This is a genomic window from Streptomyces sp. SD31 (assembly GCF_052068475.1).
GTDB lineage: Bacteria > Actinomycetota > Actinomycetes > Streptomycetales > Streptomycetaceae > Streptomyces.
In genome coordinates this window covers 1-23,970 of sequence record NZ_JBQHCX010000023.1, presented here as the reverse complement: position 1 = coordinate 23,970, position 23,970 = coordinate 1, and the positions used below count along the sequence as shown (strand labels likewise).

The 23,970-nt window shown below is 70.1% G+C and carries 25 protein-coding genes; 15 read left to right on the top strand and 10 right to left on the bottom strand.

The features are described from left to right. Nucleotides 1–52 precede the first annotated feature (52 nt). The 3 genes from fabG to ACTMVF_RS37740 all read left to right on the top strand — a co-directional run bounded on the left by fabG (nucleotide 53) and on the right by ACTMVF_RS37740 (nucleotide 2,044). Nucleotides 53–757 (top strand): 3-oxoacyl-[acyl-carrier-protein] reductase, encoded by a 705-nt coding sequence (gene fabG / locus ACTMVF_RS37750; RefSeq protein ID WP_441275601.1) that lies wholly within the window; start codon nucleotides 53–55, stop codon nucleotides 755–757. A gap of 5 nt (nucleotides 758–762) precedes the next feature. Next, complete coding sequence (gene fabI, locus ACTMVF_RS37745) at nucleotides 763–1,533, top strand: enoyl-ACP reductase FabI (protein WP_441275600.1); 771 nt, start codon at nucleotides 763–765, stop codon at nucleotides 1,531–1,533. A 160-nt stretch (nucleotides 1,534–1,693) separates the two neighbouring features. Then, a complete protein-coding gene (locus ACTMVF_RS37740) occupies nucleotides 1,694–2,044 on the top strand; it encodes a hypothetical protein (protein WP_403345678.1) in 351 nt (116 codons plus the stop codon). Here the strand turns inward: ACTMVF_RS37740 and ACTMVF_RS37735 are convergent. Continuing rightward, entirely contained in the window at nucleotides 2,022–2,714 is a 693-nt protein-coding gene (locus tag ACTMVF_RS37735; RefSeq protein WP_441275599.1) for a FadR/GntR family transcriptional regulator, read from the bottom strand. The two genes, ACTMVF_RS37740 and ACTMVF_RS37735, sit on opposite strands and share 23 nt — an antisense overlap. 70 nt (nucleotides 2,715–2,784) lie before the next feature. Here ACTMVF_RS37735 and ACTMVF_RS37730 point away from each other — a divergent pair, with 70 nt between their 5' ends. The 4 genes from ACTMVF_RS37730 to ACTMVF_RS37715 all read left to right on the top strand — a co-directional run bounded on the left by ACTMVF_RS37730 (nucleotide 2,785) and on the right by ACTMVF_RS37715 (nucleotide 5,257). Next, nucleotides 2,785–4,080, top strand: a complete 1,296-nt coding sequence (locus ACTMVF_RS37730; protein WP_441275598.1) for a CynX/NimT family MFS transporter — start codon at nucleotides 2,785–2,787, stop codon at nucleotides 4,078–4,080. A 49-nt stretch (nucleotides 4,081–4,129) separates the two neighbouring features. Next, nucleotides 4,130–4,249, top strand: coding sequence for an SGM_5486 family transporter-associated protein (locus tag ACTMVF_RS37725; protein WP_441275597.1), 120 nt, complete (start codon nucleotides 4,130–4,132; stop codon nucleotides 4,247–4,249). Nucleotides 4,250–4,466: 217 nt separating this feature from the next. Continuing rightward, entirely contained in the window at nucleotides 4,467–4,673 is a 207-nt protein-coding gene (locus tag ACTMVF_RS37720) for a hypothetical protein (protein WP_441275596.1), read from the top strand. Nucleotides 4,674–4,738: 65 nt separating this feature from the next. Next, entirely contained in the window at nucleotides 4,739–5,257 is a 519-nt protein-coding gene (locus ACTMVF_RS37715; protein WP_441275595.1) for a SixA phosphatase family protein, read from the top strand. Between the two features lie 73 nt (nucleotides 5,258–5,330). Here the strand turns inward: ACTMVF_RS37715 and serB are convergent, their stop codons facing one another. Together serB and ACTMVF_RS37705 are read right to left on the bottom strand one after the other, a co-directional pair. Beyond that, entirely contained in the window at nucleotides 5,331–6,539 is a 1,209-nt protein-coding gene (gene serB, locus ACTMVF_RS37710; RefSeq protein ID WP_441275594.1) for a phosphoserine phosphatase SerB, read from the bottom strand. A gap of 204 nt (nucleotides 6,540–6,743) precedes the next feature. Beyond that, a complete protein-coding gene (locus ACTMVF_RS37705; RefSeq protein WP_441275593.1) occupies nucleotides 6,744–8,879 on the bottom strand; it encodes a streptophobe family protein in 2,136 nt (711 codons plus the stop codon). Between the two features lie 242 nt (nucleotides 8,880–9,121). Here ACTMVF_RS37705 and ACTMVF_RS37700 point away from each other — a divergent pair, with 242 nt between their 5' ends. Then, nucleotides 9,122–11,689 (top strand): FHA domain-containing protein, encoded by a 2,568-nt coding sequence (locus ACTMVF_RS37700; protein WP_441275592.1) that lies wholly within the window; start codon nucleotides 9,122–9,124, stop codon nucleotides 11,687–11,689. A 105-nt stretch (nucleotides 11,690–11,794) separates the two neighbouring features. Here the strand turns inward: ACTMVF_RS37700 and ACTMVF_RS37695 are convergent, their stop codons facing one another. The 3 genes from ACTMVF_RS37695 to ACTMVF_RS37685 form a co-directional block, all read right to left on the bottom strand. Beyond that, nucleotides 11,795–12,568: a transglycosylase SLT domain-containing protein gene (locus tag ACTMVF_RS37695; RefSeq protein WP_441275591.1), complete on the bottom strand. Its 774-nt coding sequence runs from the start codon at nucleotides 12,566–12,568 to the stop codon at nucleotides 11,795–11,797. Between the two features lie 298 nt (nucleotides 12,569–12,866). After that, a complete protein-coding gene (locus tag ACTMVF_RS37690; protein ID WP_441275590.1) occupies nucleotides 12,867–13,991 on the bottom strand; it encodes an S-adenosylmethionine:tRNA ribosyltransferase-isomerase in 1,125 nt (374 codons plus the stop codon). Continuing rightward, a complete protein-coding gene (locus ACTMVF_RS37685) occupies nucleotides 13,988–14,686 on the bottom strand; it encodes an SDR family NAD(P)-dependent oxidoreductase (RefSeq protein ID WP_441275589.1) in 699 nt (232 codons plus the stop codon). The genes ACTMVF_RS37690 and ACTMVF_RS37685 overlap by 4 nt, the downstream gene beginning before the upstream one ends. A gap of 241 nt (nucleotides 14,687–14,927) precedes the next feature. Between ACTMVF_RS37685 and ACTMVF_RS37680 the strand changes: the two genes are divergently transcribed. From ACTMVF_RS37680 to ACTMVF_RS37670, 3 genes are all read left to right on the top strand, one after another. After that, complete coding sequence (locus ACTMVF_RS37680; protein WP_441275588.1) at nucleotides 14,928–16,073, top strand: GAF domain-containing sensor histidine kinase; 1,146 nt, start codon at nucleotides 14,928–14,930, stop codon at nucleotides 16,071–16,073. Beyond that, nucleotides 16,066–16,707, top strand: a complete 642-nt coding sequence (locus ACTMVF_RS37675) for a response regulator (protein ID WP_441275587.1) — start codon at nucleotides 16,066–16,068, stop codon at nucleotides 16,705–16,707. The genes ACTMVF_RS37680 and ACTMVF_RS37675 overlap by 8 nt, the downstream gene beginning before the upstream one ends. Nucleotides 16,708–16,875: 168 nt before the next feature. Further along, the gene (locus ACTMVF_RS37670) at nucleotides 16,876–17,121 is read left to right on the top strand and encodes a chaplin (protein ID WP_302001738.1); all 246 of its coding nucleotides are present in this window, start codon (nucleotides 16,876–16,878) and stop codon (nucleotides 17,119–17,121) included. 188 nt (nucleotides 17,122–17,309) lie between these two features. Here ACTMVF_RS37670 and ACTMVF_RS37665 read toward each other — a convergent pair whose 3' ends face one another. Continuing rightward, nucleotides 17,310–18,098 (bottom strand): hypothetical protein, encoded by a 789-nt coding sequence (locus tag ACTMVF_RS37665; RefSeq protein ID WP_441275586.1) that lies wholly within the window; start codon nucleotides 18,096–18,098, stop codon nucleotides 17,310–17,312. 146 nt (nucleotides 18,099–18,244) lie between these two features. Between ACTMVF_RS37665 and ACTMVF_RS37660 the strand changes: the two genes are divergently transcribed. From ACTMVF_RS37660 to ACTMVF_RS37650, 3 genes are all read left to right on the top strand, one after another. Then, entirely contained in the window at nucleotides 18,245–19,042 is a 798-nt protein-coding gene (locus ACTMVF_RS37660; RefSeq protein ID WP_441275585.1) for an ABC transporter ATP-binding protein, read from the top strand. Nucleotides 19,043–19,136: 94 nt separating this feature from the next. Beyond that, nucleotides 19,137–19,568, top strand: coding sequence for an NfeD family protein (locus tag ACTMVF_RS37655; protein WP_181449778.1), 432 nt, complete (start codon nucleotides 19,137–19,139; stop codon nucleotides 19,566–19,568). 133 nt (nucleotides 19,569–19,701) lie between these two features. Next, entirely contained in the window at nucleotides 19,702–20,658 is a 957-nt protein-coding gene (locus tag ACTMVF_RS37650) for an SPFH domain-containing protein (RefSeq protein ID WP_441275584.1), read from the top strand. 137 nt (nucleotides 20,659–20,795) lie between these two features. On the opposite strand, the gene ACTMVF_RS37645 is transcribed toward ACTMVF_RS37650, so the two are convergent. From ACTMVF_RS37645 to ACTMVF_RS37635, 3 genes are all read right to left on the bottom strand, one after another. Beyond that, the gene (locus ACTMVF_RS37645) at nucleotides 20,796–21,302 is read right to left on the bottom strand and encodes an HNH endonuclease (protein ID WP_441275583.1); all 507 of its coding nucleotides are present in this window, start codon (nucleotides 21,300–21,302) and stop codon (nucleotides 20,796–20,798) included. 145 nt (nucleotides 21,303–21,447) lie between these two features. Next, entirely contained in the window at nucleotides 21,448–21,987 is a 540-nt protein-coding gene (locus ACTMVF_RS37640) for a YbhB/YbcL family Raf kinase inhibitor-like protein (RefSeq protein ID WP_441275582.1), read from the bottom strand. Nucleotides 21,988–22,030: 43 nt separating this feature from the next. Continuing rightward, on the bottom strand, nucleotides 22,031–22,813 hold the full coding sequence (locus ACTMVF_RS37635) for a sporulation protein (RefSeq protein ID WP_441275581.1): 783 nt from the start codon (nucleotides 22,811–22,813) through the stop codon (nucleotides 22,031–22,033). A gap of 140 nt (nucleotides 22,814–22,953) precedes the next feature. Between ACTMVF_RS37635 and ACTMVF_RS37630 the strand changes: the two genes are divergently transcribed. After that, nucleotides 22,954–23,604, top strand: a complete 651-nt coding sequence (locus ACTMVF_RS37630; RefSeq protein WP_441275580.1) for a DNA-3-methyladenine glycosylase — start codon at nucleotides 22,954–22,956, stop codon at nucleotides 23,602–23,604. Nucleotides 23,605–23,970: the final 366 nt, after the last annotated feature.

Below are 23,970 nucleotides of genomic sequence, written 5' to 3'. Positions count from 1 at the left end.
CCATCGAGGTGTTCGGGCGGGTGTGTCAGACCCCTATCGAAAGGGTGATCCGTTGAGCCGCTCGGTTCTCGTCACCGGAGGCAACCGGGGCATCGGCCTCGCCATCGCCCGCGCTTTCGCCGACGCCGGCGACAAGGTCGCGATCACGTACCGCTCGGGTGAGCCGCCGGCCGGCTTCCTGGCCGTCAAGTGCGACATCACCGACACCGAGCAGGTGGAGCAGGCCTACAAGGAGATCGAGGCCGAGCACGGCCCGGTCGAGGTTCTGATCGCCAACGCCGGCATCACCAAGGACCAGCTCCTGATGCGCATGTCCGAGGAGGACTTCACCTCGGTCATCGACACCAACCTCACCGGCACCTTCCGTGTGGTCAAGCGCGCCAACCGCGGCATGCTGCGGGCCAAGAAGGGCCGCGTGGTGCTCATCTCGTCGGTCGTCGGCCTGTACGGCGGCCCCGGCCAGGCCAACTACGCCGCCTCCAAGGCCGCCCTGGTCGGCTTCGCGCGCTCCCTCGCCCGTGAGCTGGGCTCGCGCAACATCACCTTCAACGTCGTCGCGCCCGGCTTCGTCGACACCGACATGACCAAGGTGCTCACCGACGAGCAGCGCGAGGGCATCGTGAAGCAGGTGCCGCTCGGCCGGTACGCGCAGCCGGAGGAGATCGCCGCGGCAGTGCGGTTCCTCGCCTCGGACGACGCCTCGTACATCACTGGAGCCGTCATCCCCGTTGACGGCGGACTGGGAATGGGTCACTGATCACCATGAGCGGAATTCTCGAGGGTAAGCGCATCCTGATCACCGGTGTGCTGATGGAGTCCTCCATCGCGTTCCACGCCGCCAAGCTGGCCCAGGAGCAGGGCGCGGAGATCATCCTCACCGCCTGGCCCCGGCCCACGCTGACCGAGCGCATCGCCAAGAAGCTGCCCAAGCCGGCCACGGTCCTGGAGCTCGACGTCTCCAACGACCAGCACCTCGCCCGCCTGGAGGGCCAGGTCCGCGAGCACCTGGGCGACCGGCTCGACGGCGTCGTCCACTCCATCGGCTTCGCGCCCCAGGACGCGCTCGGCGGCAACTTCCTGAACACGCCGTTCGAGTCCGTGGCCACGGCGATGCACGTCTCCGCCTTCTCCCTGAAGTCGCTGACCATGGCGCTGCTGCCCCTGATGAGCGAGGGCGGTTCCGTCGTCGGCCTCACCTTCGACGCGCAGTTCGCCTGGCCGCAGTACGACTGGATGGGCCCCGCCAAGGCCGCCCTGGAGGCCACGAACCGCTACATGGCGCGTGACCTGGGCAAGCACGACATCCGCTGCAACCTGATCTCGGCGGGGCCGATCGGCTCCATGGCCGCGAAGTCCATCCCCGGCTTCGCCGAGCTGGCGTCCGTGTGGGACAGCCGCTCCCCCCTGGAGTGGAAGCTGGAGGACCCGGAGCCGGCGGGGAAGGGCATCGTCGCCCTGCTGTCGGACTGGTTCCCGAAGACCACCGGCGAGATCATCCACGTGGACGGCGGCCTGCACGCCATCGGCGCCTGATCCTCGGTACGTCGTCGACGCCCCGTTTCCCGCCCCGCGCGGGGAGCGGGGCGTCACCCGTTCGGCCTACCCGGCCGGGCGGGGGGAGCCACAACTGCGCACTCTGGATTACGCGTTCACTACGCGAGCCCCTCCCCAGTACGGCCGAGGAGGTCCCCTTGTGCGCTTGTTCCGCAGCCTGGCCTCAACGACCGTCGTCGTCGCTCTCGTACTGGTCGTGTCGTACGAGTCGATACCCCACGCGCGCGTGCATGCAGCGGAGGTGGAGTCCGCGGAGCCGTTCGGCGCCGCCTGCCGGATCCGCGTCAGCGGCTCCCATGTGACGGCGTACTGCCACAACCCCTATCCAGGCACCGACCGGGTGACCCTGCACGTCGAGTGCGCCCGCTGGTGGGATCTCGACAGCGACAGCTCTCCGGTCGAGGCCGGCCCCGCGCAGACCGTGCGGCTGACCGGGCGCTGCTGGAAAGAGGTCGGCTCGGTGTGGATCAGCCACCGTCGGGAGCGCTGAAGCGCCCCGGACGGCACAGGAACGGATAGCTCGCCGCCTCCGCCGCGGCCGCCGCCGAGTCCCCCGCGCGGATCGCGTCGACCAGCCGAGCGTGGTCCATGTGCGTCTCCGGCGTCAGCTCCTCGCCGATGTCCTCGCGCAGCCAGTCCCGCAGCACCTCGCCCAGGTCGGCGTACATCGCGGTCATCACGTCGTTGTGGGAGGCCGCCACCACCGCCAGATGGAAGGTCGCGTCGGCCGCCACGAACGCCTCCGCGTCGCCCGACTCCCAGGCCTCCTCGCGCCGCACCAGCAGCGCGTCCAACTGCTTGAGGTCCTTCTCCGTACGCCGCTCGGCGGCCAGCTTCGCGGCGGCGGACTCCAGCGTGGAACGCAGTTCGGCGATGTGGCGGGGGTCGGCGTCGGCGAAGCGGCGGTGCATGACGCCGGCCAGCTCGCTGGTCGCCACCACGTAGGTGCCGGAGCCCTGGCGGATGTCCAGCAGGCCGTTGTGCGCGAGCGCGCGAACCGCCTCGCGGACGGTGTTGCGGGCCACGCCGAGCTGTTCGACCAGCTCGGGCTCGGTCGGGATGCGGGAGCCGACGGGCCATTCACCCGAGGCGATCTGGTTCCGCAACGCCGCGATGACCTGCTCGGACAGCGCCGAGCGGCGGGGGTGGCTCAAGGGCATGGCACACCTTCGCACGGGAAGGCCGGGACCGCGTAGCCCCGAGGTGGACAGTCAATCATCCTATGATTCTATGATGGGTCTCATGGCAGCACGCGAGAAAACCCGGACGGCGACGTCCACGCCCATACGCACCCCTGAGGCAAGCACTCCCACAGCGCCCGCCACGCGCGCGTGGACGATGCGGCTGCTCGTGCTCGGCATCGTGCTGACCGCGCTGAACCTCCGCCCCGCCATCACCAGCCTCGGCGCCCTCCTCGAAGAGGTCCGCGACGGGCTCGGCATGAGCGGCAGCGTGGCCGGACTGCTCACCTCCGTGCCCCCGCTCTGCTTCGCCGTCTTCGGCGTCACGGCCCCGCGCCTGGCCCGCCGCTTCGGCCCGGGAGCGGTGGTGTGCGCGGGCATGGCCGCCATCACCGCGGGCCTGCTCATCCGGCCGTACGCGGGCAGCACGGCCGGCTTCCTGGCGGCCAGCGCGCTCGCCCTCATGGGCATCGCCGTCAGCAACGTCCTGATGCCGGTCATCGTCAAGCGCTGGTTCCCGGACCGGGTCGGCTCCATGACCGGCCTGTACTCGATGGCCCTCGCGCTCGGCACCTCGTCCGCGGCGGCCGTGACGGTGCCCATGACCGAGGCGCTGGGTGGGAATTGGCAGACCGGACTCGCGGTGTGGGCGGCGCTCGCGGTGGCGGCCGTGCTGCCGTGGGTTCCCTTCGTACGGAACCGGGGGGCGGCGCCCGCCGCCTCCGGGCAGGAGAGCCACACGCGCGTGGGCGCACCTCCGCTGCGGATCACCAGGAGCCGCACCTCCTGGGCCCTCGCCGTCTACTTCGGCCTCCAGGCCACCGGCGCCTACATCACCATGGGCTGGATGGCGCAGATCTTCCGCGACGCGGGCGTGCACGCCGGCACGGCGGGGCTGCTGCTCGCCGTCACGATGGTGATGGGCGTGCCGCTGGCCTTCGTCATCCCACGCGTCGCCACCAGGCTGCCGCACCAGGGGCCGATCGTGCTCGTGCTGGGCGCCTGCGGCCTCGTCGGCTACGCCGGCCTGTACCTCGCGCCGGCCGCCGGATCCTGGGCCTGGGCCCTCCTGCTCGGCGTCTCCAACTGCTCGTTCCCGCTGGCCCTCACGATGGTCGGGATGCGGGCGCGGACCAGTGCGGGCGTGGCCCAGCTGTCGGGCTTCGCGCAGAGCACCGGCTATCTGATCTCCATTCCCGGCCCGCTCCTGGTGGGTGTGCTCTACCAGCACAGCGGCGGCTGGGGGCTGCCGATCGCGCTCATGGCGGGCCTGATGATCCCGCAGATGGCGGTGGGGGTCCTGGCGGGACGCGACCGTACGGTGGAGGACGAGGCGGCCCCCTGAGCCGCACCCCGGAGGGCCGCGCCGGGGCGGAGGGTGCGAGACTTGCCGTATGTCGCCAGTGCTCGACCCGAACCCCCAGAACGGCCAGAAGAAGATGCTGCTCGTCTTCGGCGCGTTCTTCGCCATCTTCGTGATCATCGCCGTCGTCGCGACGATCGCCTCTCCCTGACGCCTCTCTCGGAAGCCTCTCCCTCGCGCCTCTCTTGGCGCACGGCCCGACGCACGTCGTCCCGCCGATGGTGGGGCTAGCACCCCCATCCCCTAGGGGGCGAGTGTCAGGGTCAACTGGGTGGATCACCGGATGGGTTGAGGGTCGAAGAGTCCGTAACTTCGAAGTGTGGCCGCGAGAGGCGGGCACGGACCACTCGAAGACCCACGGAGGCGTCATGTCGGCCCGCACGCACACCCCGCCCCACCCGGCGTCCACGGGCCGTGCCGACATCCGGCTGCCCTGGTGGGCCCTCGCCCTGCCGACGCTCGCCTTCGTCGCGCTGCTGATGCTGATCATCAACCCGTCCGACGCGCAGGCGGCGACCGCCGAGCCCGCGATCACCCAGCTCTTCGAGCACATACAGCAGTTGATCACGCGCTGAGCACTACAGAAGCCGCCCGTCAACTCCCTGCGCCCCGTGGCCTGTTTCATGCGAAGCTGGATCTCATGAGCGTCGCAGAACCCCGCAGGATTGTCCTCTTCCGGCATGCGAAAGCCGACTGGCCACAGGTGAACGACCACGAGCGGCCACTCGCCGATCGGGGCCGAATGGACGCGGCAGAGGCCGGACGCAGGCTGGCCGACACCGCGATCCCCTTCGATCTGGCCCTGTGCTCCACCGCCACCCGGACTCGGGAGACCTGGAAGCTCGCCGTCCACGAGTTCCCGCACCGGCCGAAAACGATCTACGAAGAGCGGGTCTACGAGGCCTCACCCGGCGAGCTGATCGCCGTGCTCAACGAAACACCCGACGACGTGCAGAGCGTCCTGCTGATCGGCCACAACCCGGGCGTGCAGGGACTCGCCGAGATCCTGTCCGGCTCGGCCGACAGTGACGCGCGCGAGCGGATGAGCCGCCGCGGCTTCCCGGCCGCCGCCTTCGCCGTCCTCTCCTTCAGCGGCACCTGGAAGACGCTGGAGCCCGGCGTGGGCACACTGCTGGACTACTGGGCACCGTCCGAGTGACCGACCCTGCGAAGGGGCTTGGCGCCGTCGCGGTGCCGGGCCCCTTCGCACGTAGGGCGTCAGGTGCGGGCCATCAGGCCTCGTCGTGCATGTCCGCCGCCTCGACCTCTTCACGGGTGACGCCCAGCAGATACAGGACCGTGTCCAGGAACGGCACGTTCACCGCCGTGTGCGCCGCCTCCCGCACCACCGGCTTGGCGTTGAAGGCGACGCCGAGACCGGCCGCGTTCAGCATGTCCAGGTCGTTGGCGCCGTCGCCGATCGCCACAGTCTGCGACAGCGGCACCCCCGCCTCCGCGGCGAACCGGCGCAGCAGCCGCGCCTTGCCCGCCCGGTCCACGATCTCGCCGGTGACCCTGCCCGTCAGCTTCCCGTCGACGATCTCCAGCGTGTTCGCCTGGGCGAAGTCGAGTCCGAGCCGCTCCTTCAGATCATCCGTGACCTGGGTGAACCCACCCGAGACGACCCCGACTTGATAGCCGAGCCGCTTCAGCGTACGGATCAGCGTGCGCGCGCCCGGCGTCAGCCGCACCTCGTTGCGCACCTTCTCCACCACCGAGGCGTCCAGCCCCTCCAGCAGCGCCACACGCGCGTGCAGCGACTGTTCGAAGTCCAGCTCCCCGCGCATCGCGGCCGCCGTCACCTCGGCCACCTTGTCCTCACAGCCGGCGTGCGCGGCGAAGAGTTCGATCACCTCGTCCTGGATGAGGGTCGAGTCCACGTCCATGACGACCAGGCGCTGCGCCCGCCGGTGCAGACCGGCCGCGACGACCGCGATGTCGACACCCAGTGCCGCCGCGTCGGTCACCAGGGCGGTGCGCAGCGGCTCCGTCTCCACGCCGGACACCGCGAACTCCACTGCCGTCACCGGGTACTTGGCGAGCCGGAAGATACGGTCGATGTTGCCGCCGGACTTGGTGATCCGGGCCGCGATCGCGGCCGTCGCCTCCGCGGTGAGCGGGTGCCCGAGCACGGTCACCAAGGAGCGCCCGAGGCCGCGTGGCCGGTTGTCGCCGAGGCCGGAGATGATCTCCGCCTGCATCTTCATCGACTCGGCCCAGCTGTGGACGGTCGCCCGGAGGTCCCCCTCCAACCCGGCAGGAGGCTGCGTCACGAGCGCGCACAGCGTGATCCGGCCCCGGGTGAGGACCTGCTCGATGTCGACGACGTCGACGGAGTAGGCGGCCAGGGTGTCGAAGAGGCCGGCCGTGATGCCCGGCCTGTCCTTCCCGAAGATCTTGACGAGAAGGGTGGGGATGTCGGAGGTCTGCGAAGCGCTCATGGTGCTTCCACCGTATCCGGCACCCAGTGCCTGCCGCCGCTGAGGTCCGTCTGGCGGACACGGAACAGTGGGTGTCGGTCGGGTGGCGTGAGCCTTACATTCCGGCCACGGCCGGGCCACCCGACTCGCGCCGTCCGCGACTGCGGATGTGGCGGGCAGGTCCGAGGGCGTAGGAGGACCCCGCAGCCCCACCCCGGCTCGGGATCAGGAGCGCCCCTTCGGCCTCCCCGGTGGCGGGGGAGGGGGAGGCGGTGGTGGCGGAGGCGGTGGCCCTTCGTCCGCTCCGGACGACGACCGGTTCCCACGCCGCCGAGGCGGGCGGGGCGACCTCGGGGGTGGTGCGAACGGCCGGGCGACGGTAGGGGCGCCGTACATGTCGTCGTCACCGGGGCGGGGCGGCTCGCCCGGCGGCGGGTTACTGGGCGGTGGCTCGGCGGATTGCGCATCACGGGAATGCGGGCCAAGGGAATGTGGGTCAAGGGATTGCGGGTCAAGGGATTGCGGGTCACGAGGCTGCCATGCATGGTCGCGCCCCCACCTCGCATCACGCTCCGGCGCCTCCTCGAACGACCGGGCGCCCCCCGGTGGCGGGGCCGTGCCCGGCGGCCGCGCGTCCTCCGGCTCGCGCAGGTGGTCCGGCGCACGCAGATACGGGTTCGTCGCCGGGTTCGGTGGCCGGTACGGGGTGCCGGGCGTGTACGGCCCGGACCGGCTCCCAAACGACGAAGCGCCGGCCTCCTCGGCCGCCGGTCCCGCCGATGCCGGGCCACCCGCCCACGCACGCCCCGCCACCTCACCTCGAGCCGGCGGCGCCGCCCGCTGTCCCGCGGCCCCGGTCGCCCAGGCCAGCAGCGCCCCCACGGCACCCGCCCCCGCCCCCCAGGCCGCCCCCAGGAGCAGCGCCATACCGAGGTTCCCTCGCACCTCCACCCCGGCGCCGAACGCGTCGAAGCCCAGCACCGACAGTGAGGCGTCCACGGACAGCTCCGTCAGCCACGCGAGCAACGGCAGCGTCAACGCCGTGGCGGTCCCCAGCCGCAGCGCACACTGCCCTGCGAAACCGAGGGGCCCTGGATCCCGTACGCCCCCGGAAACCGCACCTCCTGCGGCGCCGGCTCCTGATGGCCGTAGGGCACCCGAAGCCACCCCACCTCGCAGGCCAGGAGCCTCGCCGGACCCGTCGCCCCTGCCCCCGTACCGGCCGCCCCCGCCCACCACCGGCGTCCGCACCGCCGTAAGCACCCCCGCGAGCAGCATCATCAGTGCCGCCGCGACCGCCAGCAGCCACACCCGCCCGTCCAGCTCCGCCAGCCTGCCCAGCGTCACGGGCTGGTCGGCGCCGCCGTTCAGGAGGTCGTCCAGGGGAGCGGGCAACAGCCCTGCCAGCACCCCCGTCGCCCGGCCGTCGAACGGCGCGAACAGGCCGATCGGGATGCCGAGCCACACGCCGTTCGGGGCGCCGAGCAGGGCGGCGCCCGCGATCCGCTGGGGATGGTCGTCACCGATCGCCGCGTACACCGCAGCCGCGAGCCCGGCGGCGACCGCCACCAGCAGCACCGTGACGACGGCGGACGCGGCGGGGCGTACGACGCGGTGGACGGCCTCCCAGCCGGCCGGCAGCGGGGTGCGGCGCGAGCCCAGCAGGGCGATCAGCAGGATGCCCGCGGACCAGCCCATGCCGCCGAGGAGCGTCGGTGCGGTGTCCACCGTGAAGCCGACCGCCGCCTTCGCGTCGATGAGGTCACCGATCCGGTCGGGCAGCAGCCCACCTATGCCGCCGATGTCCCCGATGTCACCCACGCCGGGGATCTCGATTCCGGCGCCATCCCCGCCCCCGCCACCACCGGGCAGGTCGTCGAGCCCCAGCGAGCTCCCGTCGATCGTGATGACGTCGTGTCCCGCCCAGGCCAGCCCGCCCAGCATCGCCACGAACAGCGCCACCACCGCGCCCGCGCGCGCGAGGAGTTCGGCCGGCGCGATCACAACTCCCGCGCCCCGCAAGGACCGTAGGAAGAACCACGACAGCAGCACCGCGCCGACCAGGCTCACCCCCAGTGGCGTGATCTCGATGGCCGTCGCCGCCTCCGCGCCCGTCAGCCCGAAAGCAGACACATCACCGGACGGCGTGACGGATCCACCCGCCCCAAGGGCCACCACCGCCGCGGTCATCGGGCCCAAAGAGCCCGCCGCGTCCGCCTCCAGCAGACGCAGACCGAGTGCCGCCGTGCCCGCCATCCCGATCAACGCCCAGCTCACGGAGGCGATCGCGGACAACAGGATGTCTCCCCACGGCAGCCGTGTGCCGTGCCTCGCGGACTCGACGTTCGTGGACGCGCTCATGGCAGACCCCCCGATCCGCGGCGCGGCGACTGTTCGCCGCGCATGTCCCCCTCGCGTGGATTACCACTCTCCGGACTGATTTCAACCCCGTCAACGGAACCAGTCGAAGCGCGCAGGCGTGGTCCTCACAAGGCCCGACTTTCGGTCAGGGGGCGGAGCCTGAAATAGTTCCCGACGATGTTCGACATCCCTAGACTCCCTGTGTTGGGGGTAACTCGGGGGACTACTCAGTGGGGCATGGAGTGCCGGAACTCGTACTGGAATTCAACGGACGGACCTGGACGCTCGATCCGTCCAGGTCCTACAACCTCGGACGCGATCCGCAGGGCGACATAGTCTTCGACGACGCCAGGGTCTCCTGGCGGCACGCCACCATCAGCTGGAGCGGCCGTAGTTGGGTCATCGAGGACAACGGCAGCACCAACGGCACGTTCGTGCACGGCCAGCGGATCCACCAGCTGGAGATCGGCCCCGGCTCGGCCGTGCACCTGGGCAACGCGACCGACGGACCGCGCCTGGACCTCTCCGGCACCGCGGCCGCCGTCGCCTCACCGCAGGCCCAGCCGCAGCAGCAGCCCCAGCAGCAGCCGTACGCCGCGCAGGGCGCGCCGGCGGGCTGGGCCCAGCAGGCACCGGCTCCTCAGCAGGCGCCGGCCCAGCAGGCTCCGTACCAGCAGGCCCCGCAGGCCGGCTGGCAGCAGCCGCAGCAACAACAGCCGCAGTCCGTCGCGAAGGTCCCGCAGCAGCAGGGCCCCGGTGGTGGCGCGGGGGCGCCGCCGGTCTACGGTGACCGCAGTCCCACCACGTTCCACCAGTTCTCCGTCGGCCGTGTCATGCGCATCGGCCGTGCCCTGGAGAACGAGCTGGTCGTCTCCGACCTGCAGGTCTCCCGCCACCACGCCGAGTTCCACTCGACGCCCGACGGCCGTATGGAGATCCGCGACCTCGGCTCCCACAACGGCACGTACGTCAACGGCCAGCCGATCGCCAAGGGCGGCTCGGCGATGCTCGGCCCGGCGGACATCGTCGGTGTCGGTCACTCCACGTTCCGTATCGTCGGCGACCGCCTCGAGGAGTTCGTCGACACCGGTGAGGTCTCCTTCTCCGCGCGCCACCTGACCGTCACGGTCGACGGCGGCAAGCAGATCCTCAAGGACGTCTCCTTCGGCGTCCCCGAGAAGTCCCTCATCGCGGTCATCGGACCGTCCGGTTCCGGCAAGTCGACCCTGCTCAAGGCGCTCACCGGCTACCGCCCCGCCAACCAGGGCGACGTCCTCTACGACAACCGGAACCTGTACAAGCAGTTCGCCGAGCTGCGCCAGCGCATCGGTCTGGTCCCGCAGGACGACATCCTGCACAAGGAGCTGACCGTCAAGAAGGCCCTCAAGTACGCGGCCAAGCTCCGCTTCCCCGCCGACACCACGGCCAAGGAGCGCGAGGCCCGCATCGACGAGGTGCTGCGCGAGCTGAAGCTCGACATCCACAAGGAGAAGAAGGTCACCTCCCTCTCCGGCGGCCAGCGCAAGCGCGTCTCGGTGGCCCTGGAGCTGCTCACCAAGCCGTCGCTGATCTTCCTCGACGAGCCCACCTCCGGTCTCGACCCGGGCATGGACCGCGACGTCATGCAGCTGCTGCGCGGCCTCGCCGACGACGGCCGTACGGTCCTCGTCGTCACCCACTCCGTGGCCGAGCTGGCACTGTGCGACAAGCTCCTGGTGATGGCGCCGGGCGGTGCGGTCGCCTACTTCGGCCCGCCGGAGGAGGCGCTGAACTTCTTCGGCTACGACACCTGGGCCGACGTCTTCTCCGCCTTCGAGAACTACCGCGACTACGACTGGGCGGGACGCTGGAAGGGCTCGCAGCACTACCAGATGTACGCCGCGGACATCGACGCCGTCGCACCACAGTCCGTACAGATGCCGCCGATGCAGGCGATGAAGCCGCCGAAGCCCCAGGGCTGGCTGTCCCAGTTCCTGACCCTGGTGCGCCGCTACGTCGCGGTGATCGCCTCCGACAAGGGCTTCCTGGCCCTGATGGTGATCCTGCCGGGCGTCCTCGGCGCGGTGAGCCTGCTCATCGACGCGGGCAAGGACCTGCTGCCCAACCCGGCCAACCCGCAGACCGGCCGGATCATCCCGAACGGCACGGCCACCACCGTTCTGCTGATCCTCGCGGTCGGCGCCTGCTTCGCCGGCGCCGCGAACTCCGTGCGTGAGCTGATCAAGGAACGGGTCATCTACGAGCGGGAGCGCGCGACGGGCCTGTCCCGCTCCGCGTACCTGATGTCCAAGGTGTTCGTGCTCGGCATGATCACCGTGCTGCAGGGCCTGATGGTCGGCGTGATCGGCTTCGCCAGCCGGGAGATCCCGGAGGAGGGCCTGGTCCTCGGCAAGCTGACGCTCCTGGAGCTCTCCCTGCCGATCATGGCGCTGGGCTTCACCTCGATGATGTTCGGCCTGATCATCTCGGCGCTGGTGAAGACCGCCGAGAAGACGATGCCGCTGCTGGTCATGTTCGCGATCATCCAGGTCGTCTTCACGGGCTGCCTGTTCGCCCTCAACGGCTCGATCGGCGTCAACCAGTTCTCGTACCTGATGCCGTCGCGCTGGGCGGTGGGTGCCGCGGGCGCCACGCTCGACTTCAACAGGATCAGCCCGCCCGACAAGGGCGAGAGCAACGACCCACTGTGGGAGCACACCGTCGGCGCCTGGACCATGGACATGCTCGCCCTGATCGTCCTCGGCGTGATCTGCGGCATCTTCGTGGCCCGCTTCCTGCGCCGGCACGAGCCCGAGGTCATGCGCAAGTAGCCGCTGTCGTACGACTGGTCCGTGTCGTACGACGCCCGAAGGGCGGCACCCCGTCAGGAGGGTGCCGCCCTTCGGCGTACGGAGAGAGGCCCGTGCCTACCTCGGTCAGTACGCGCTGTCGACGTTGTCGATCGAGCCGTACCGGTCGGCCGCGTAGTTGGCGGCGGCGGTGAGGTTGGCGACCGGGTCGTACTGGCTGAAGGCCGTGCCCGGGACGTGGTACGCGTCGAAGGTCGGCTTGATGACCTGCAGCAGACCGATCGACGGAACGCCGTTCTGTGCGTTGATGTCCCAGTTGTTGATCGCGTTCGGGTTGCCCGAGGACTCCCGCATGATGTTGCGGTACAGGCCGTTGTAGGTGCCCGGGATGTCGTGCTTCTTCATGATGTCCAGGGCCTCGCGGATCCAGCCGTCGAGGTTGTTGGCGTAGGTCTTGGCGGCGACCGGCTTGACCTGGACCCGCTCGGTGGACCGGCTGGCGGCCTCCTTCGCCTTGCGCGCGGCCTCGGCCTTCTTCTTGGCGGCAGCCTCGGCGGCCCTCTTCTTGGCGGCGGCTTCGGCGGCCACGTGCTTGTCGTGGGCCACCGCGGCCCGGTGCTTGGCGGCGGCCACGGCGGCCTTGTGCTTGGCCGACATCTCCTCGGCCTTCACCGTGTCGCCGGCGAGCTGGTCGGTGACGCTGCCCTTGACGTCCTTTATCTGCTCACTGCTGTACGCCACCTGGCCCGCGGGGGCCTCGGCCGTGGTCGTCCCCGCGTTGCCGGGAACGGCCGAGAAGGCCAGGGCGGCGGCGCCGAGCGTGGCGACACCGGCGATCGCGATCTTGTGCCGCTTGTTCAGCGCACGACTGAGACCACGGTTGTTGGTGTTCTTGAGCATGGCAGATGGACCTCTTCGAATAGCGCGGAGGTCGCTCGCTGTCCGACGGGGGACACGGGTGCTTCCTGCACAAACGCCGCGGGCGGAACCCGCGGCGTTGAGCGACGTGAGCAATTCTTAGCGGCCGCAAAATGGACAGGCAAAGGTGTGACGTACGATCCCGGGTAGTTGACCCAGGAAGGGCAAAAGCGGACAGATAGGGCTGTCTGTCCCGCTCAAATAGGGCGTCTTATCTCCTATCGTCCTTCGTACGTGACGTGCGCCCTATGTGCGGGCTCACATCGACCCCGTAACAGTCTCACCAGCAGTTGCTGGCGCAATGCTCTGAGTGAGGGCTCTCCGCGGGGAGGATGAGGTGCACGTCGCCGAACTCGTGCCACAGGTAGAGCCCGCGCAGCGCCTCCGCGTAGCTGCGGTCGATCGCAGCTCGCCCCGCGACCGCCTCCAGCATCAGCAGATGCGAGGCCTCCGGCTCGTGCAGCCCGGTCAGCAGCCCGTCCACCACCTGCACCCCGCGCTCCGGAGTGACGACGAGATCCGTCCACCCTTCACGCGCGCGTACGACCCCGTCGGCGCCCGCCGCCGACTCCACGGCCCGCACGGCCGTGGTCCCGACGGCGACGATCCGCCCGCCTGCGGCCTTCGCCGCGTTGATCAGCCGCGCCGACGCCTCCGGCACCGCGAACCGCTCCGGATACGGCGGCTCGTGCGCCTCCGCGGAGGCCACCCCGGTGTGCAGTGTGATCGGCGCGAACTGCACACCCCGGCTCACCAGCTCCGTCACCATCCGCAGCGTGAAGGGCCGCGCCGCACTCGGCATCTCCGCGCTGCCCGCCCCGTCGGCCGACGGCAGCGCGAACACCGTCTGGTACACGGACAACGGCTGGTCCCGCTCCGTATAGGAGTAACGAATCGGCCGCCCGTGCTCCCGCATCAGACCGAGGACTCCCGTGTCCTGGGACCTGGTCCTCCCCGTGCCGGCCTCCCGGGGTCCGGCGACCCGCGCCCACCACAGCCGCTCGCTCCCCGCGCTCAGCGGCTCCTCCAGCACCAGCCGCAGCCCACCCGGCAGCCGCACCTCAGTCCCCGCGGGCCCACCCGCACGCGCGCGCGTGGTGCCCCGCTCGTCGGGATCCCGCAGCTCGACCGCCCACCGCCCGTCGTCCCCGCGCGTGGAGAAGTGCACCACCACGCGCGCGTCCCCGATCCGCCCGTCCACGGCGGCGGCCAGCGTCTCCGACGTGTTGACGACCAGAAGATCCCCGGCCCGCAGCAGCCGCGGCAGCTCGCCGAACGCGTGATGCGACACCTCGGTCCCACGCGACACCAGCAGCCGTACGGCATCGCGGTCCAGCCCCGGCCCCCGCTGCTCGGCCGGCACCCGGGCCGACAGCTCCTCCGGCACCTGCACCGCCAGCGTCATCGCCGTCCCTCCAGCAGAGCCGGAGCCGCGTAGCGTCCGCTCGCCGGACGCTCCTCCAGCAGCCGCAGGAAGGCCGGCACCACACCGGCCGGCGTCGGCCGTGGATCGTCGTCGTCCGGTACGGCCGCCGTGTACAGGTCCGTGGCCATGTCCCCGGGATCGACCGCCCACACCCGCAGCCCCGGCTCCTCCTCGCCGAGCACCGCCGCGAGATGGTCCAGGGCGGCCTTCGACGCCCCGTATCCACCCCATGTCTCGTACGCCTCGACGGCCGCGTCCGAGCTGACCGTGATCACCGCGCCCGTCCCGGACGCCCGCAGCAGCGGCAGCGCCTCCTGGGCCAGGCCCAGCGCGGCGACGACGTTCACCTCCAGCGCCCTCCGCAGCCCCTCCAGAGGCAGCTCGTCCAGCCGTACCAGCGGCTCGGCGCCCAGTGCGCTGGCGTTGCTGACCAGCAGGTCGACGCCGCCCAGCCGCCATGCGGCCGCCACCAGCTCGGACCTGTGCCCGGCGTCCGTGACATCCCCCGGCACCGCCGTCACGCGCGTGCCGTACGCCTGAAGCCCGGCCGCCGTCTCATGGAGCACCTCGGGGGTCCTGGCATCGAGCACCAGATCCCAGCCGCGCGCGGCCAGCCCCTCGGCGAGCGCCCGCCCCAGCCCCTTCGATGCCCCCGTGATGATCGCTACCGGCATGACAACCGTCCCCTCGTTCCAGGCCGCCTCGGTCGGCGGTGTCCTCAACGTAGGAACCCGCAGACCCGCCCCGCCTCGGACGCGGGCCGCAAAGCCGCGGGGCACTTCGTCCTACGCCGCTCATCCGGGGCCGTTCGCCCTACGACCCGGAACCCGGGACCAGAGGACTAGGACCGCCGCCCCAGTCGGCCGCCGTCACAGGTCCGATCCGCCTGTCGTACCCCGCCGGTACCGTGAGGGCATGAGTCAAGGCCCCAGGTCCGGCCTCGCCGCGGTGAGCTCCGCGTTGCTGGCCATGAGCAGGCATCTCGAGGTGCGCGACGTCCTCAAGACGATCGTCGCCTCGGCCCGCGAGCTGCTCGACGCGCAGTACGCCGCGCTCGGCGTCCCGGACGACCACGGCGGCTTCGCCCAGTTCGTGGTCGACGGCGTCAGCGACGAGCAGTGGAAGGCCATCGGGCCCCTCCCGCGCCAGCACGGCATCCTCGCCGCGATGCTCCAGGAGGCCGAGGTCGAGCGCCTCGCCGACGTCCGCGAGGACCCCCGCTTCGAGGGCTGGCCGACCGCCCACCCCGACATGTCCGACTTCCTCGGCCTGCCCATCCGCGACGGGGACGAGGTCATCGGCGCACTCTTCCTGGCCAACAAGAACTGCCCGAAGCCTGAGGGAAGCTGCGGCTTCACGGAGGAGGACGAGGAACTCCTCGGCATCCTCGCCCAGCACGCCGCGATCGCCCTCACCAACGCCCGCCTCTACGAACGCAGCCGCGAGCTGACCATCGCCGAGGAACGCTCCCGCCTCGCCCACGAACTGCACGACGCGGTCAGCCAGAAGCTGTTCTCCCTGCGTCTGACGGCCCAGGCCGCCGCCGCCCTGATCGACCGCGACCCGTCCCGCGCCAAGGGCGAGCTGCACCAGGTGGCCGCGCTCGCCGCCGAGGCCACCGACGAACTGCGTGCCGCGGTCGTCGAGTTGCGCCCCGCCGCCCTCGACGAGGACGGCCTCGTCGCCACCCTGCGCACCCAGATCCAGGTCCTCGACCGCGCCCACACCGCGCGCGTGACCTTCGCCGGCCGTGGCGTGAAGGCCCTGCCCGCCGCCCAGGAGGAGGCCGTACTGCGCGTCGCCCAGGAGGCCCTGCACAACGCCCTGCGGCACTCCGGAGCCGAGCACGTCGACGTGACACTGGACCGGCGCGGCAGCGGAGCCGTCCTGCGGGTCACGGACAACGGCACCGGCTTCGACCCGAAGGCGATACGCCGAGCCGGCCGCCACCTCGGCCTGGTCTCCATGCGGGACCGCACGAACGGGGTCGGCGGCACGCTGACCGTGGAATCGGCGCCCGGCAAGGGCACCACGATCGAGATGGAGGTCCCCGGTGGCTGACGCAATCAGGGTGCTGCTCGTCGACGACCACCAGGTGGTCCGCCGGGGCCTGCGCACCTTCCTCGAAGTGCAGGACGACATCGAGGTCGTGGGCGAGGCCGCCGACGGCGCCGAGGGCGTGGCCCGCGCGCAGGAACTGAAGCCCGACGTGGTCCTCATGGACGTCAAGATGCCGGGCATGGACGGCGTCGACGCCCTGCGCAAACTCCGCGAACTGGACAACCCCGCGCGCGTGCTGATCGTCACCAGCTTCACCGAACAGCGCACGGTGATCCCGGCCCTGCGCGCGGGCGCCGCCGGGTACGTCTACAAGGACGTGGACCCGGACGCCCTCGCCGGAGCCATCCGCTCGGTCCACGCCGGCCACATCCTGCTCCAACCCGAGGTCGCCGGTGCTCTGTTGTCCCAGGAAGAGGCCAACTCGGGGCAGGGGAGAGCCGGTTCCCTGACGGAGCGCGAGCGCGAGGTCCTCGGCCTGATCGCGGACGGCCGCTCGAACCGCGAGATAGCCAGAGCTCTGGTCCTGTCGGAGAAGACCGTCAAGACACACGTCTCGAACATCCTGATGAAGCTCGACCTGGCGGACCGCACACAGGCCGCGCTGTGGGCCGTACGCCATGGCGTGACCGGCTGAAACGCTCTCCGTAGGACGTGACGGACGGCAATACGGAGGGTTCCGCTCCGGACTGAGATTCATACCGTCGTGGGAATGTCCCCCAGATGGCGCATCCTCCGGGGCTCTCCGCCGTTTTCCAGTGCGTGCTGCGGCGACTGCCGCGGCAATCGCAAGGAGGACTCAGAAGTGAAGAACCTGAAGAAGGCAGCGGCCGTGACGATGGTGGCGGGTGGCCTGCTGGCCGCCGGGGCCGGTATGGCCTCCGCCACCAGCGGCGCGCACGCCGACGGCAAGGCCGTGGGCTCCCCGGGCATCGGCTCGGGCAACCTGGTCCAGGCCCCGGTGCACATCCCGGCCAACGTGTCGGGCAACACCGTGAACGTCGTCGGCCTGCTGAACCCCGCCTTCGACAACCTGGCCGTCAACCGCTGACGACCACCCCGAAGCGAGCAGTGACCTCCGGCCTCCCGGGTTTCCCGGGAGGCCGGTCTGTTTGTCGAGGCTCGCCCAGTCTGCGGGCAGTCGTGCCGCTGGGGCGGCACGGGTGGACGCAGGCGGCACCTCGTCGCGCCGAGTTGCCCGACCCAGGCCACAGCGCCGCCCACCAGCACACCCGACGCTCACCTCACGCCCCGCTCCCGCTCCTCCACAACGGAGTTGTACGCAGCGACCTGCGCCCGCCGGGCAACCCGCTCCACCGGCCGCAACGCCTCAGCCCGCGCCCCCATCTCCGAGGCACTCATCGCTGCGCCGTGCCCGTTCTCATACGCCAGCGAAACCAACAACCCCACCCGCTGCGCAAGCTCCAGCACCCGCACCGCCCGCGGCGGATACCCCGGCGCCAACACCTCCCGCCCCCGCTCGGCCCGAGCCCGATACGCATCGATCGCCGCCTCGGCCACCGGCCCCGACCCGGCCACATCCAGCCGCGCCAACACCTCCGTCGCATCCCGCAAGGCCTCGGCCAGCTCCCGCTCGGCCTCACCCAGCGACGGCACATCCGCAGGCGGGGCCTCCCGCACGGGCAGCACATGCCAGACGACCTCGACATGTACATCACCGTCGGGCCCGGCCTCGTACACCTCGGGCACCAACCCCCACGCGGCGCCGTGACAGATCACCGCCTCCTCGGCATCCAGCGCCCGCGCATTGAACTCCGGCGGCCCACTCAGCCCCAGCGGATGCCCCGGCGCCGGCAGCGCGACCCGCAGCCCGCTCGCCCCGAGCGTCCGCAGCCGCCCCAACGCCAGCGTGAGCCCGACGGGCGCCGACTCACCCGGCAGCCCCTCCACCCGGTGCACGGCATCGTCGCCGACGATCTCGAGCACGGCGTCATCCGGCGAGACAAGTCCGGCCAAAAGGGCATTTCCCCAAGCGGCAAGGCGTCCTGAACGTGGTTCCGAGAGCATGCCTCCACCCTAAGGACAGGACCGATGGAATGAAGCGCCCGACCGGTGGCGTAGATTTCCTTGAGGGCTGCGCCCACAGGCGCACGCGACCACCGAGACGCCGAGACGCCGAGACCGGTCACACTGCAAGGGGAGACAACGCGCTCATGAGCGATGTTCTGGAGCTTCAGGACGTATCCGTGGTCCGCGAGGGCCGGGCTCTGGTGGACCAGGTCTCCTGGTCGGTCAAGGAGGGCGAACGCTGGGTCATCCTCGGCCCCAACGGCGCCGGCAAGACCACGCTCCTGAACCTCGCGTCCAGCTACCTCTACCCCACCCAGGGTTCCGTCTCCATCCTCGGCGAGACCCTCGGCAAGCCCGGCACCGACGTCTTCGAGCTGCGCCCGCGCATCGGCATGGCCGGCATCGCCATGACCGAGAAGCTGCCCAAGCGCCAGACCGTCCTGCAGACCGTGCTGACCGCCGCGTACGGCATGACCGCCACCTGGAACGAGGACTACGAGGAGATCGACGAGCAGCGCGCCCGCGCCTTCCTCGACCGCCTCGGCATGAGCGAGTACCTCGACCGGAAGTTCGGCACCCTCTCCGAGGGCGAGCGCAAGCGCACCCTCATCAGCCGCGCCTTGATGGCCGACCCCGAGCTGCTCCTCCTCGACGAGCCCGCCGCCGGCCTGGACCTCGGCGGCCGCGAGGACCTCGTCCGCCGCCTCGGCCGACTCGCCCGCGACCCGATCGCCCCTTCGATGCTCATGGTCACCCACCACGTCGAGGAGATCCCCCCGGGCTTCACCCACGTCCTGATGATCCGCCAGGGCAAGGTCCTCGCCGCCGGCCCCATGGAACTCGAACTCACCTCCCGCAACCTCTCCCTGTGCTTCGGCCTCCCGCTCGTCGTCGAACAGGTTGGCGACCGCTGGACCGCACAGGGCCTCCCGCTGGCCTGACCCAGTCCTTCACCCCGCAAAACCCTGGTAAGAAGGGCCTTTCAAACGATCGGCGCCCTGTCCGCGACAGGGCCCGCAGCCCTACCATGACCATGTGGAAATCGACGCGTGGGTTTGGTGGTTGATCGGCGCGGCAGCGCTCGGCATCGGGCTCGTGATCACGGCGATGCCCGAACTCGGCATGCTGGCGGTGGGTGCGGTCGCGGCCGCGGTGGTCGCCGGCATCTTCGGCGGTGACGCCGTCGTCCAGGTCGTGTCCTTCGTCATCATCTCGACCGCGCTCATCGCCGTCGTACGGCCCATCGCGAACCGACATCGCGCACAGCGACCCCAACTCGCCACCGGCATCGAGGCATTGAAGGGCAAACAGGCCGTCGTACTGGAGCGGGTCGACGCCTCCGGCGGCCGGATCAAGCTCGCCGGAGAAGTCTGGTCGGCGCGCTCCCTCGACACCGACCGCGCCTACGAAGTAGGCCAGGAAGTGGACGTCGTGGACATCGAGGGGGCCACGGCGATCGTCATGTGACCTCGCACGACGTAAGTGGCGCGAACGCGCCACGGGCCACGCGACGGTCTGTCAGACTCGACCAGCAAGATCTTCAACAAACGTAAGATCTGCCGAAGTTGCCGCAGCGGAGAAGGGGTACGGGGAAACGACGATGGAACCGGTCATCATCGTCTTGATCATTCTGGTGGTGTTGGTCTTCATCGCCCTGATCAAGACGATCCAGGTCATCCCACAGGCGAGTGCGGCCATCGTCGAACGCTTCGGCCGTTACACGCGGACACTCAACGCGGGCCTCAACATCGTGGTCCCGTTCATCGACACCATCCGCAACCGCATCGACCTGCGCGAACAGGTCGTGCCGTTCCCGCCGCAGCCGGTGATCACCCAGGACAACCTGGTCGTGAACATCGACACGGTCATCTACTACCAGGTGACCGACGCCCGCGCCGCCACCTACGAAGTCGCCAGCTACATCCAGGCGATCGAGCAGCTGACGGTCACCACACTCCGCAACATCATCGGCGGCATGGACCTCGAACGGACCCTGACCTCCCGCGAGGAGATCAACGCGGCCCTGCGCGGCGTCCTCGACGAGGCAACGGGCAAGTGGGGCATCCGAGTCAACCGCGTGGAACTCAAGGCGATCGAGCCCCCCACCTCCATCCAGGACTCGATGGAGAAGCAGATGCGCGCCGACCGCGACAAGCGCGCCGCGATCCTCACCGCGGAAGGTACGCGCCAGGCCGCCATCCTCACCGCCGAAGGTGAGAAGCAGTCCCAGATCCTGCGCGCCGAGGGTGAAGCCAAGGCAGCCGCCCTGCGCGCGGAAGGCGAAGCCCAGGCGGTCCGTACGGTCTTCGAAGCGATCCACGCCGGCGACCCCGACCAGAAGCTCCTCTCCTACCAGTACCTCCAGATGCTCCCGAAGATCGCCGAAGGTGACGCCAACAAGCTCTGGATCGTCCCCAGCGAAATCGGCGACGCCCTCAAGGGCCTGTCGGGCGCGATGGGCAACCTGGGTGGCTTTGGCGGAGGTTCGGGAGGCAACGGCTCCTCCGGCAACACCGGCACAGGCACGGAACGCCGAGAGAAGCCGTCGATCGACTGACGGTTCTTTCTATCGCCGGGCGGTCCCGCGCCCCTTGAGGGGCGCGGGCCGTGCCGATATGCGGCTCCGCCGCGTGGGCGCGACCAGCCACAAATCGCTCGCAGCCAACGAACGAGTCAAGGTCCCACGGCGATTGGCTACGCAGCGTCCACTGCCAGCCAATCCGGCAGCGCAGCAAGGTCGTCGGCCCCCAGCGCCAGCAACATCGCATCGGCCGGCGTCGGCTCGAACGGCTCCCGAAGCAACGGCATACCCGCCTGCTCAGGCGTCCGGTCCGCCTTCCGATGATTGTCCTCCGCACACGAGGCGACCGTATTCAGCCACGTGTCCTGCCCGCCCCGCGACTTTGGCACCACATGGTCCACAGTCGTGGCCCTGCGCCCGCAGTACGCGCACCGGTGCCGGTCCCGTACCAGCACACCCCGCCTCGACCACGGCGCTTGTCTTCGGAACGGCACCCGTACGTACCTGCAGAGCCGAATCACCCGGGGCGCCGGTATGTCGACCGCGGCTCCACGCATGCGCAGTTCGGGGTGGGTCTGCTCGACGACGGCCTTGTCCTGAAGCACCAGAACGACGGCTCTGTTCAACGTCACCGTCGACAGCGGCTCGAAGCTCGCGTTCAGTACCAGCGTGTCACGCATAACAGCCCACCTCCCGTGCGCACCTGCCCACCCCCTGGCGGGCTGGGATCAACTCTGGCCGGGCACGCCGAGATGGACAACGAAATAAAAAATGCCCGCCCCTGATCACTTCCAAGACCAGGGGCGGGCAAACGTTCCATGAACGTCAGGCTTCGGCGGCCACCTCGTACTCACCGATCACATGGGCACGCGCGATCGTGTGGAACCGCAGGTTGAACCCGACGACGGCCGGGCTGGCGTCCTCGTCCGGCCCGAGCTTCTCCTGGTCCACGGCGTACACCGTGAACACATAGCGGTGCGGCCCGTCCCCGGCCGGCGGCGCGGCACCGCCGAAGTCCTTGGACCCGTAGTCGTTCCGCGCGTGTACGGCACCCTCCGGCAGCCCCTCGAACTTGCCGCTGCCCGCCCCCGCCGGCAGCTCGGTCACCGAGGCCGGGATGTCGAAGACGACCCAGTGCCAGAACCCGCTCCCCGTAGGGGCATCGGGGTCGTAGCAGGTCACGGCGAAGCTCTTGGTCCCTGCCGGGAAGCCCTCCCAGCGCAGCTGCGGCGAGGTGTTGCCGGCCGCGTAGACCTGAGCGTCCTTGAGGGTCCCGCCTTGCTCGACGTCCTCGCTCGTGACCGTGAAGGACGGCACGGGCGGATGGAAGTCGTGGGGCAGCGGCCGCCTCTTGAGCTCGGTCACTTCGATACCTCCTGACGAAACAGCGGAATCAGTGGTTCCGAGCCTAGGACCAGTTGCGCTTGCTGCCGACCTCGGACAGCCACTGGTTGAGATAGGCCGCCCAGTCGGTCCCATGGAAGTCGTTCAGACCCACCTGGAACGACCGGAAGGTGTCGCTGCCCGCGCTGAACAGCCCCGGCTTCTTGTCCATCTCGAGGACGACGTCCATCGTGTGCTCGTCCGCGACGAAGCTCAACTCGACCTGGTTGATACCGCGGTACTGCTGCGGCGGGAAGAACTCGATCTCCTGGTAGAACGGCAGCTTCTGCCGCGTACCCCGGATGTGGCCGCGCTCCATGTCCGCGTTCTTGAAGCGGAAGCCCAGCTGGATGAAGGCGTCGAGGATCGCCTTCTGCGCGGGCAGCGGGTGCACGTTGATCGGGTCCAGGTCGGTGGAGTCCACGGCCCGCGCGATCGACAGCTCCGTCGTCACACCGATGTTCATGCCGCGCAGAGTCTGACCGTCGATCGTGGTGATCGGCGTCTCCCACGGGATCTCCAGCCCGAAAGGCACCGCGTGCACGGCCTGAGCCTGCAGCTCGAAGGCACCACCCAGCGGCATCTTCGTGAACTCGATGTCCTGCTTGTACTCCGAGTCCTGGCTCTCGACCTCGACCCGCGCCTGCAGGCCCACGGACAGGCCCTCGATGTCCTGCTTCACGGACCCGCCCTGAATCCGCACCTCACCCTGGACGACACCGCCCGGGACGACATTGACCTCCGTCAGCACCGTCTCGACCGAAGCCCCACCGGCCCCCAGGCTCGCGAGCAGCTTCTTGAACGCCATGACTCTCCTCTTTTCAGAGTGGATCCTTGATCCCTACAAACGCGATCCGGCCGTGGCCGGTTCCGCGCCCCCACCCTGGCAAGGCGCCGGCCCCCTGACCACCCCGTTGCGACCACCCGTCTGCACTACCCTCGGACGGCATGATCGTGACCCCCGACCGTACGCCCCTCCCCAGGAACTTCTTCGACCGACCCGTCCTGGAAGTCGCCCCCGACCTCCTGGGCCGCCTCCTGGTACGCACGACCCCCGACGGTCCGATCACCCTCCGCCTCACGGAGGTCGAGGCCTACGACGGCCCGAACGACCCGGGTTCCCACGCCTATCGCGGCCGCACCCCCCGCAACGACGTGATGTTCGGTCCTCCCGGACACGTCTACGTCTACTTCACCTACGGCATGTGGCACTGCATGAACCTGGTGTGCGGCCCCGACGGCCAGGCAAGCGCGGTCCTGCTGCGCGCCGGCGAGATCGTCGAGGGCGCCGAGCTGGCTCGCAAGCGTCGACTCTCGGCCCGCAACGACACGGAACTGGCCAAAGGCCCGGCCCGCCTGGCCACCGCTCTGGAGGTGGACCGAGCCTTGGACGGCACGGACGCGTGCGCCTCCGGCGAGACACCGCTGAGGGTCCTCGCCGGCACCCCCGCCCCCTCCGACCAGGTACGGAACGGCCCACGCACGGGCGTGGCAGGCGACGGCGGCAACGGGGACGTCCACCCCTGGCGCTACTGGGTCGCCAACGACCCGACGGTGAGCCCCTATCGGGCCCACGTCCCTAGGCGCCGCCGAAGTTGACGCGCCTTGGCGAGGGGCGTAACGTGGCCCGAGCCGCTGAACCGGGTACTGCGAAGTCAGCAGCCGGAGCGGCCAACCCACTACCTACGAACACCCTCAACGGGGTCGTTTTTCGGCGTGCCCGCATGCCCGAATTCGAGCCCACGGAGCCCGATTATGAATCGGGCGGGGGAATCGGCTAACGTAGTGAATGTCGAAAGGCCGACGGGCGAAAGCCCAAGGCCGCACGGCAATCCCTCCCGACAGGGAATCGGATCTGAAAAGGATCTGATAGAGTCGGAAACGCAAGACCGAAGGGAAGCGCCCGGAGGAAAGCCCGAGAGGGTGAGTACAAAGGAAGCGTCCGTTCCTTGAGAACTCAACAGC

Bases quoted from the DNA above. Each gene is read 5' to 3' on its own strand.
- fabI (WP_441275600.1), top strand. From the start codon at position 763: ATGAGCGGAATTCTCGAGGGTAAGCGCATCCTGATCACCGGTGTGCTG.
- ACTMVF_RS37735 (WP_441275599.1), bottom strand. From the start codon at position 2,714: ATGCCCTTGAGCCACCCCCGCCGCTCGGCGCTGTCCGAGCAGGTCATC.
- ACTMVF_RS37730 (WP_441275598.1), top strand. From the start codon at position 2,785: ATGATGGGTCTCATGGCAGCACGCGAGAAAACCCGGACGGCGACGTCC.
- ACTMVF_RS37725 (WP_441275597.1), top strand. From the start codon at position 4,130: ATGTCGCCAGTGCTCGACCCGAACCCCCAGAACGGCCAGAAGAAGATG.
- ACTMVF_RS37720 (WP_441275596.1), top strand. From the start codon at position 4,467: ATGTCGGCCCGCACGCACACCCCGCCCCACCCGGCGTCCACGGGCCGT.
- ACTMVF_RS37715 (WP_441275595.1), top strand. From the start codon at position 4,739: ATGAGCGTCGCAGAACCCCGCAGGATTGTCCTCTTCCGGCATGCGAAA.
- serB (WP_441275594.1), bottom strand. From the start codon at position 6,539: ATGAGCGCTTCGCAGACCTCCGACATCCCCACCCTTCTCGTCAAGATC.
- ACTMVF_RS37705 (WP_441275593.1), bottom strand. From the start codon at position 8,879: ATGAGCGCGTCCACGAACGTCGAGTCCGCGAGGCACGGCACACGGCTG.
- ACTMVF_RS37695 (WP_441275591.1), bottom strand. From the start codon at position 12,568: ATGCTCAAGAACACCAACAACCGTGGTCTCAGTCGTGCGCTGAACAAG.
- ACTMVF_RS37690 (WP_441275590.1), bottom strand. From the start codon at position 13,991: ATGACGCTGGCGGTGCAGGTGCCGGAGGAGCTGTCGGCCCGGGTGCCG.
- ACTMVF_RS37685 (WP_441275589.1), bottom strand. From the start codon at position 14,686: ATGCCGGTAGCGATCATCACGGGGGCATCGAAGGGGCTGGGGCGGGCG.
- ACTMVF_RS37680 (WP_441275588.1), top strand. From the start codon at position 14,928: ATGAGTCAAGGCCCCAGGTCCGGCCTCGCCGCGGTGAGCTCCGCGTTG.
- ACTMVF_RS37665 (WP_441275586.1), bottom strand. From the start codon at position 18,098: ATGCTCTCGGAACCACGTTCAGGACGCCTTGCCGCTTGGGGAAATGCC.
- ACTMVF_RS37660 (WP_441275585.1), top strand. From the start codon at position 18,245: ATGAGCGATGTTCTGGAGCTTCAGGACGTATCCGTGGTCCGCGAGGGC.
- ACTMVF_RS37650 (WP_441275584.1), top strand. From the start codon at position 19,702: ATGGAACCGGTCATCATCGTCTTGATCATTCTGGTGGTGTTGGTCTTC.
- ACTMVF_RS37645 (WP_441275583.1), bottom strand. From the start codon at position 21,302: ATGCGTGACACGCTGGTACTGAACGCGAGCTTCGAGCCGCTGTCGACG.
- ACTMVF_RS37635 (WP_441275581.1), bottom strand. From the start codon at position 22,813: ATGGCGTTCAAGAAGCTGCTCGCGAGCCTGGGGGCCGGTGGGGCTTCG.
- ACTMVF_RS37630 (WP_441275580.1), top strand. From the start codon at position 22,954: ATGATCGTGACCCCCGACCGTACGCCCCTCCCCAGGAACTTCTTCGAC.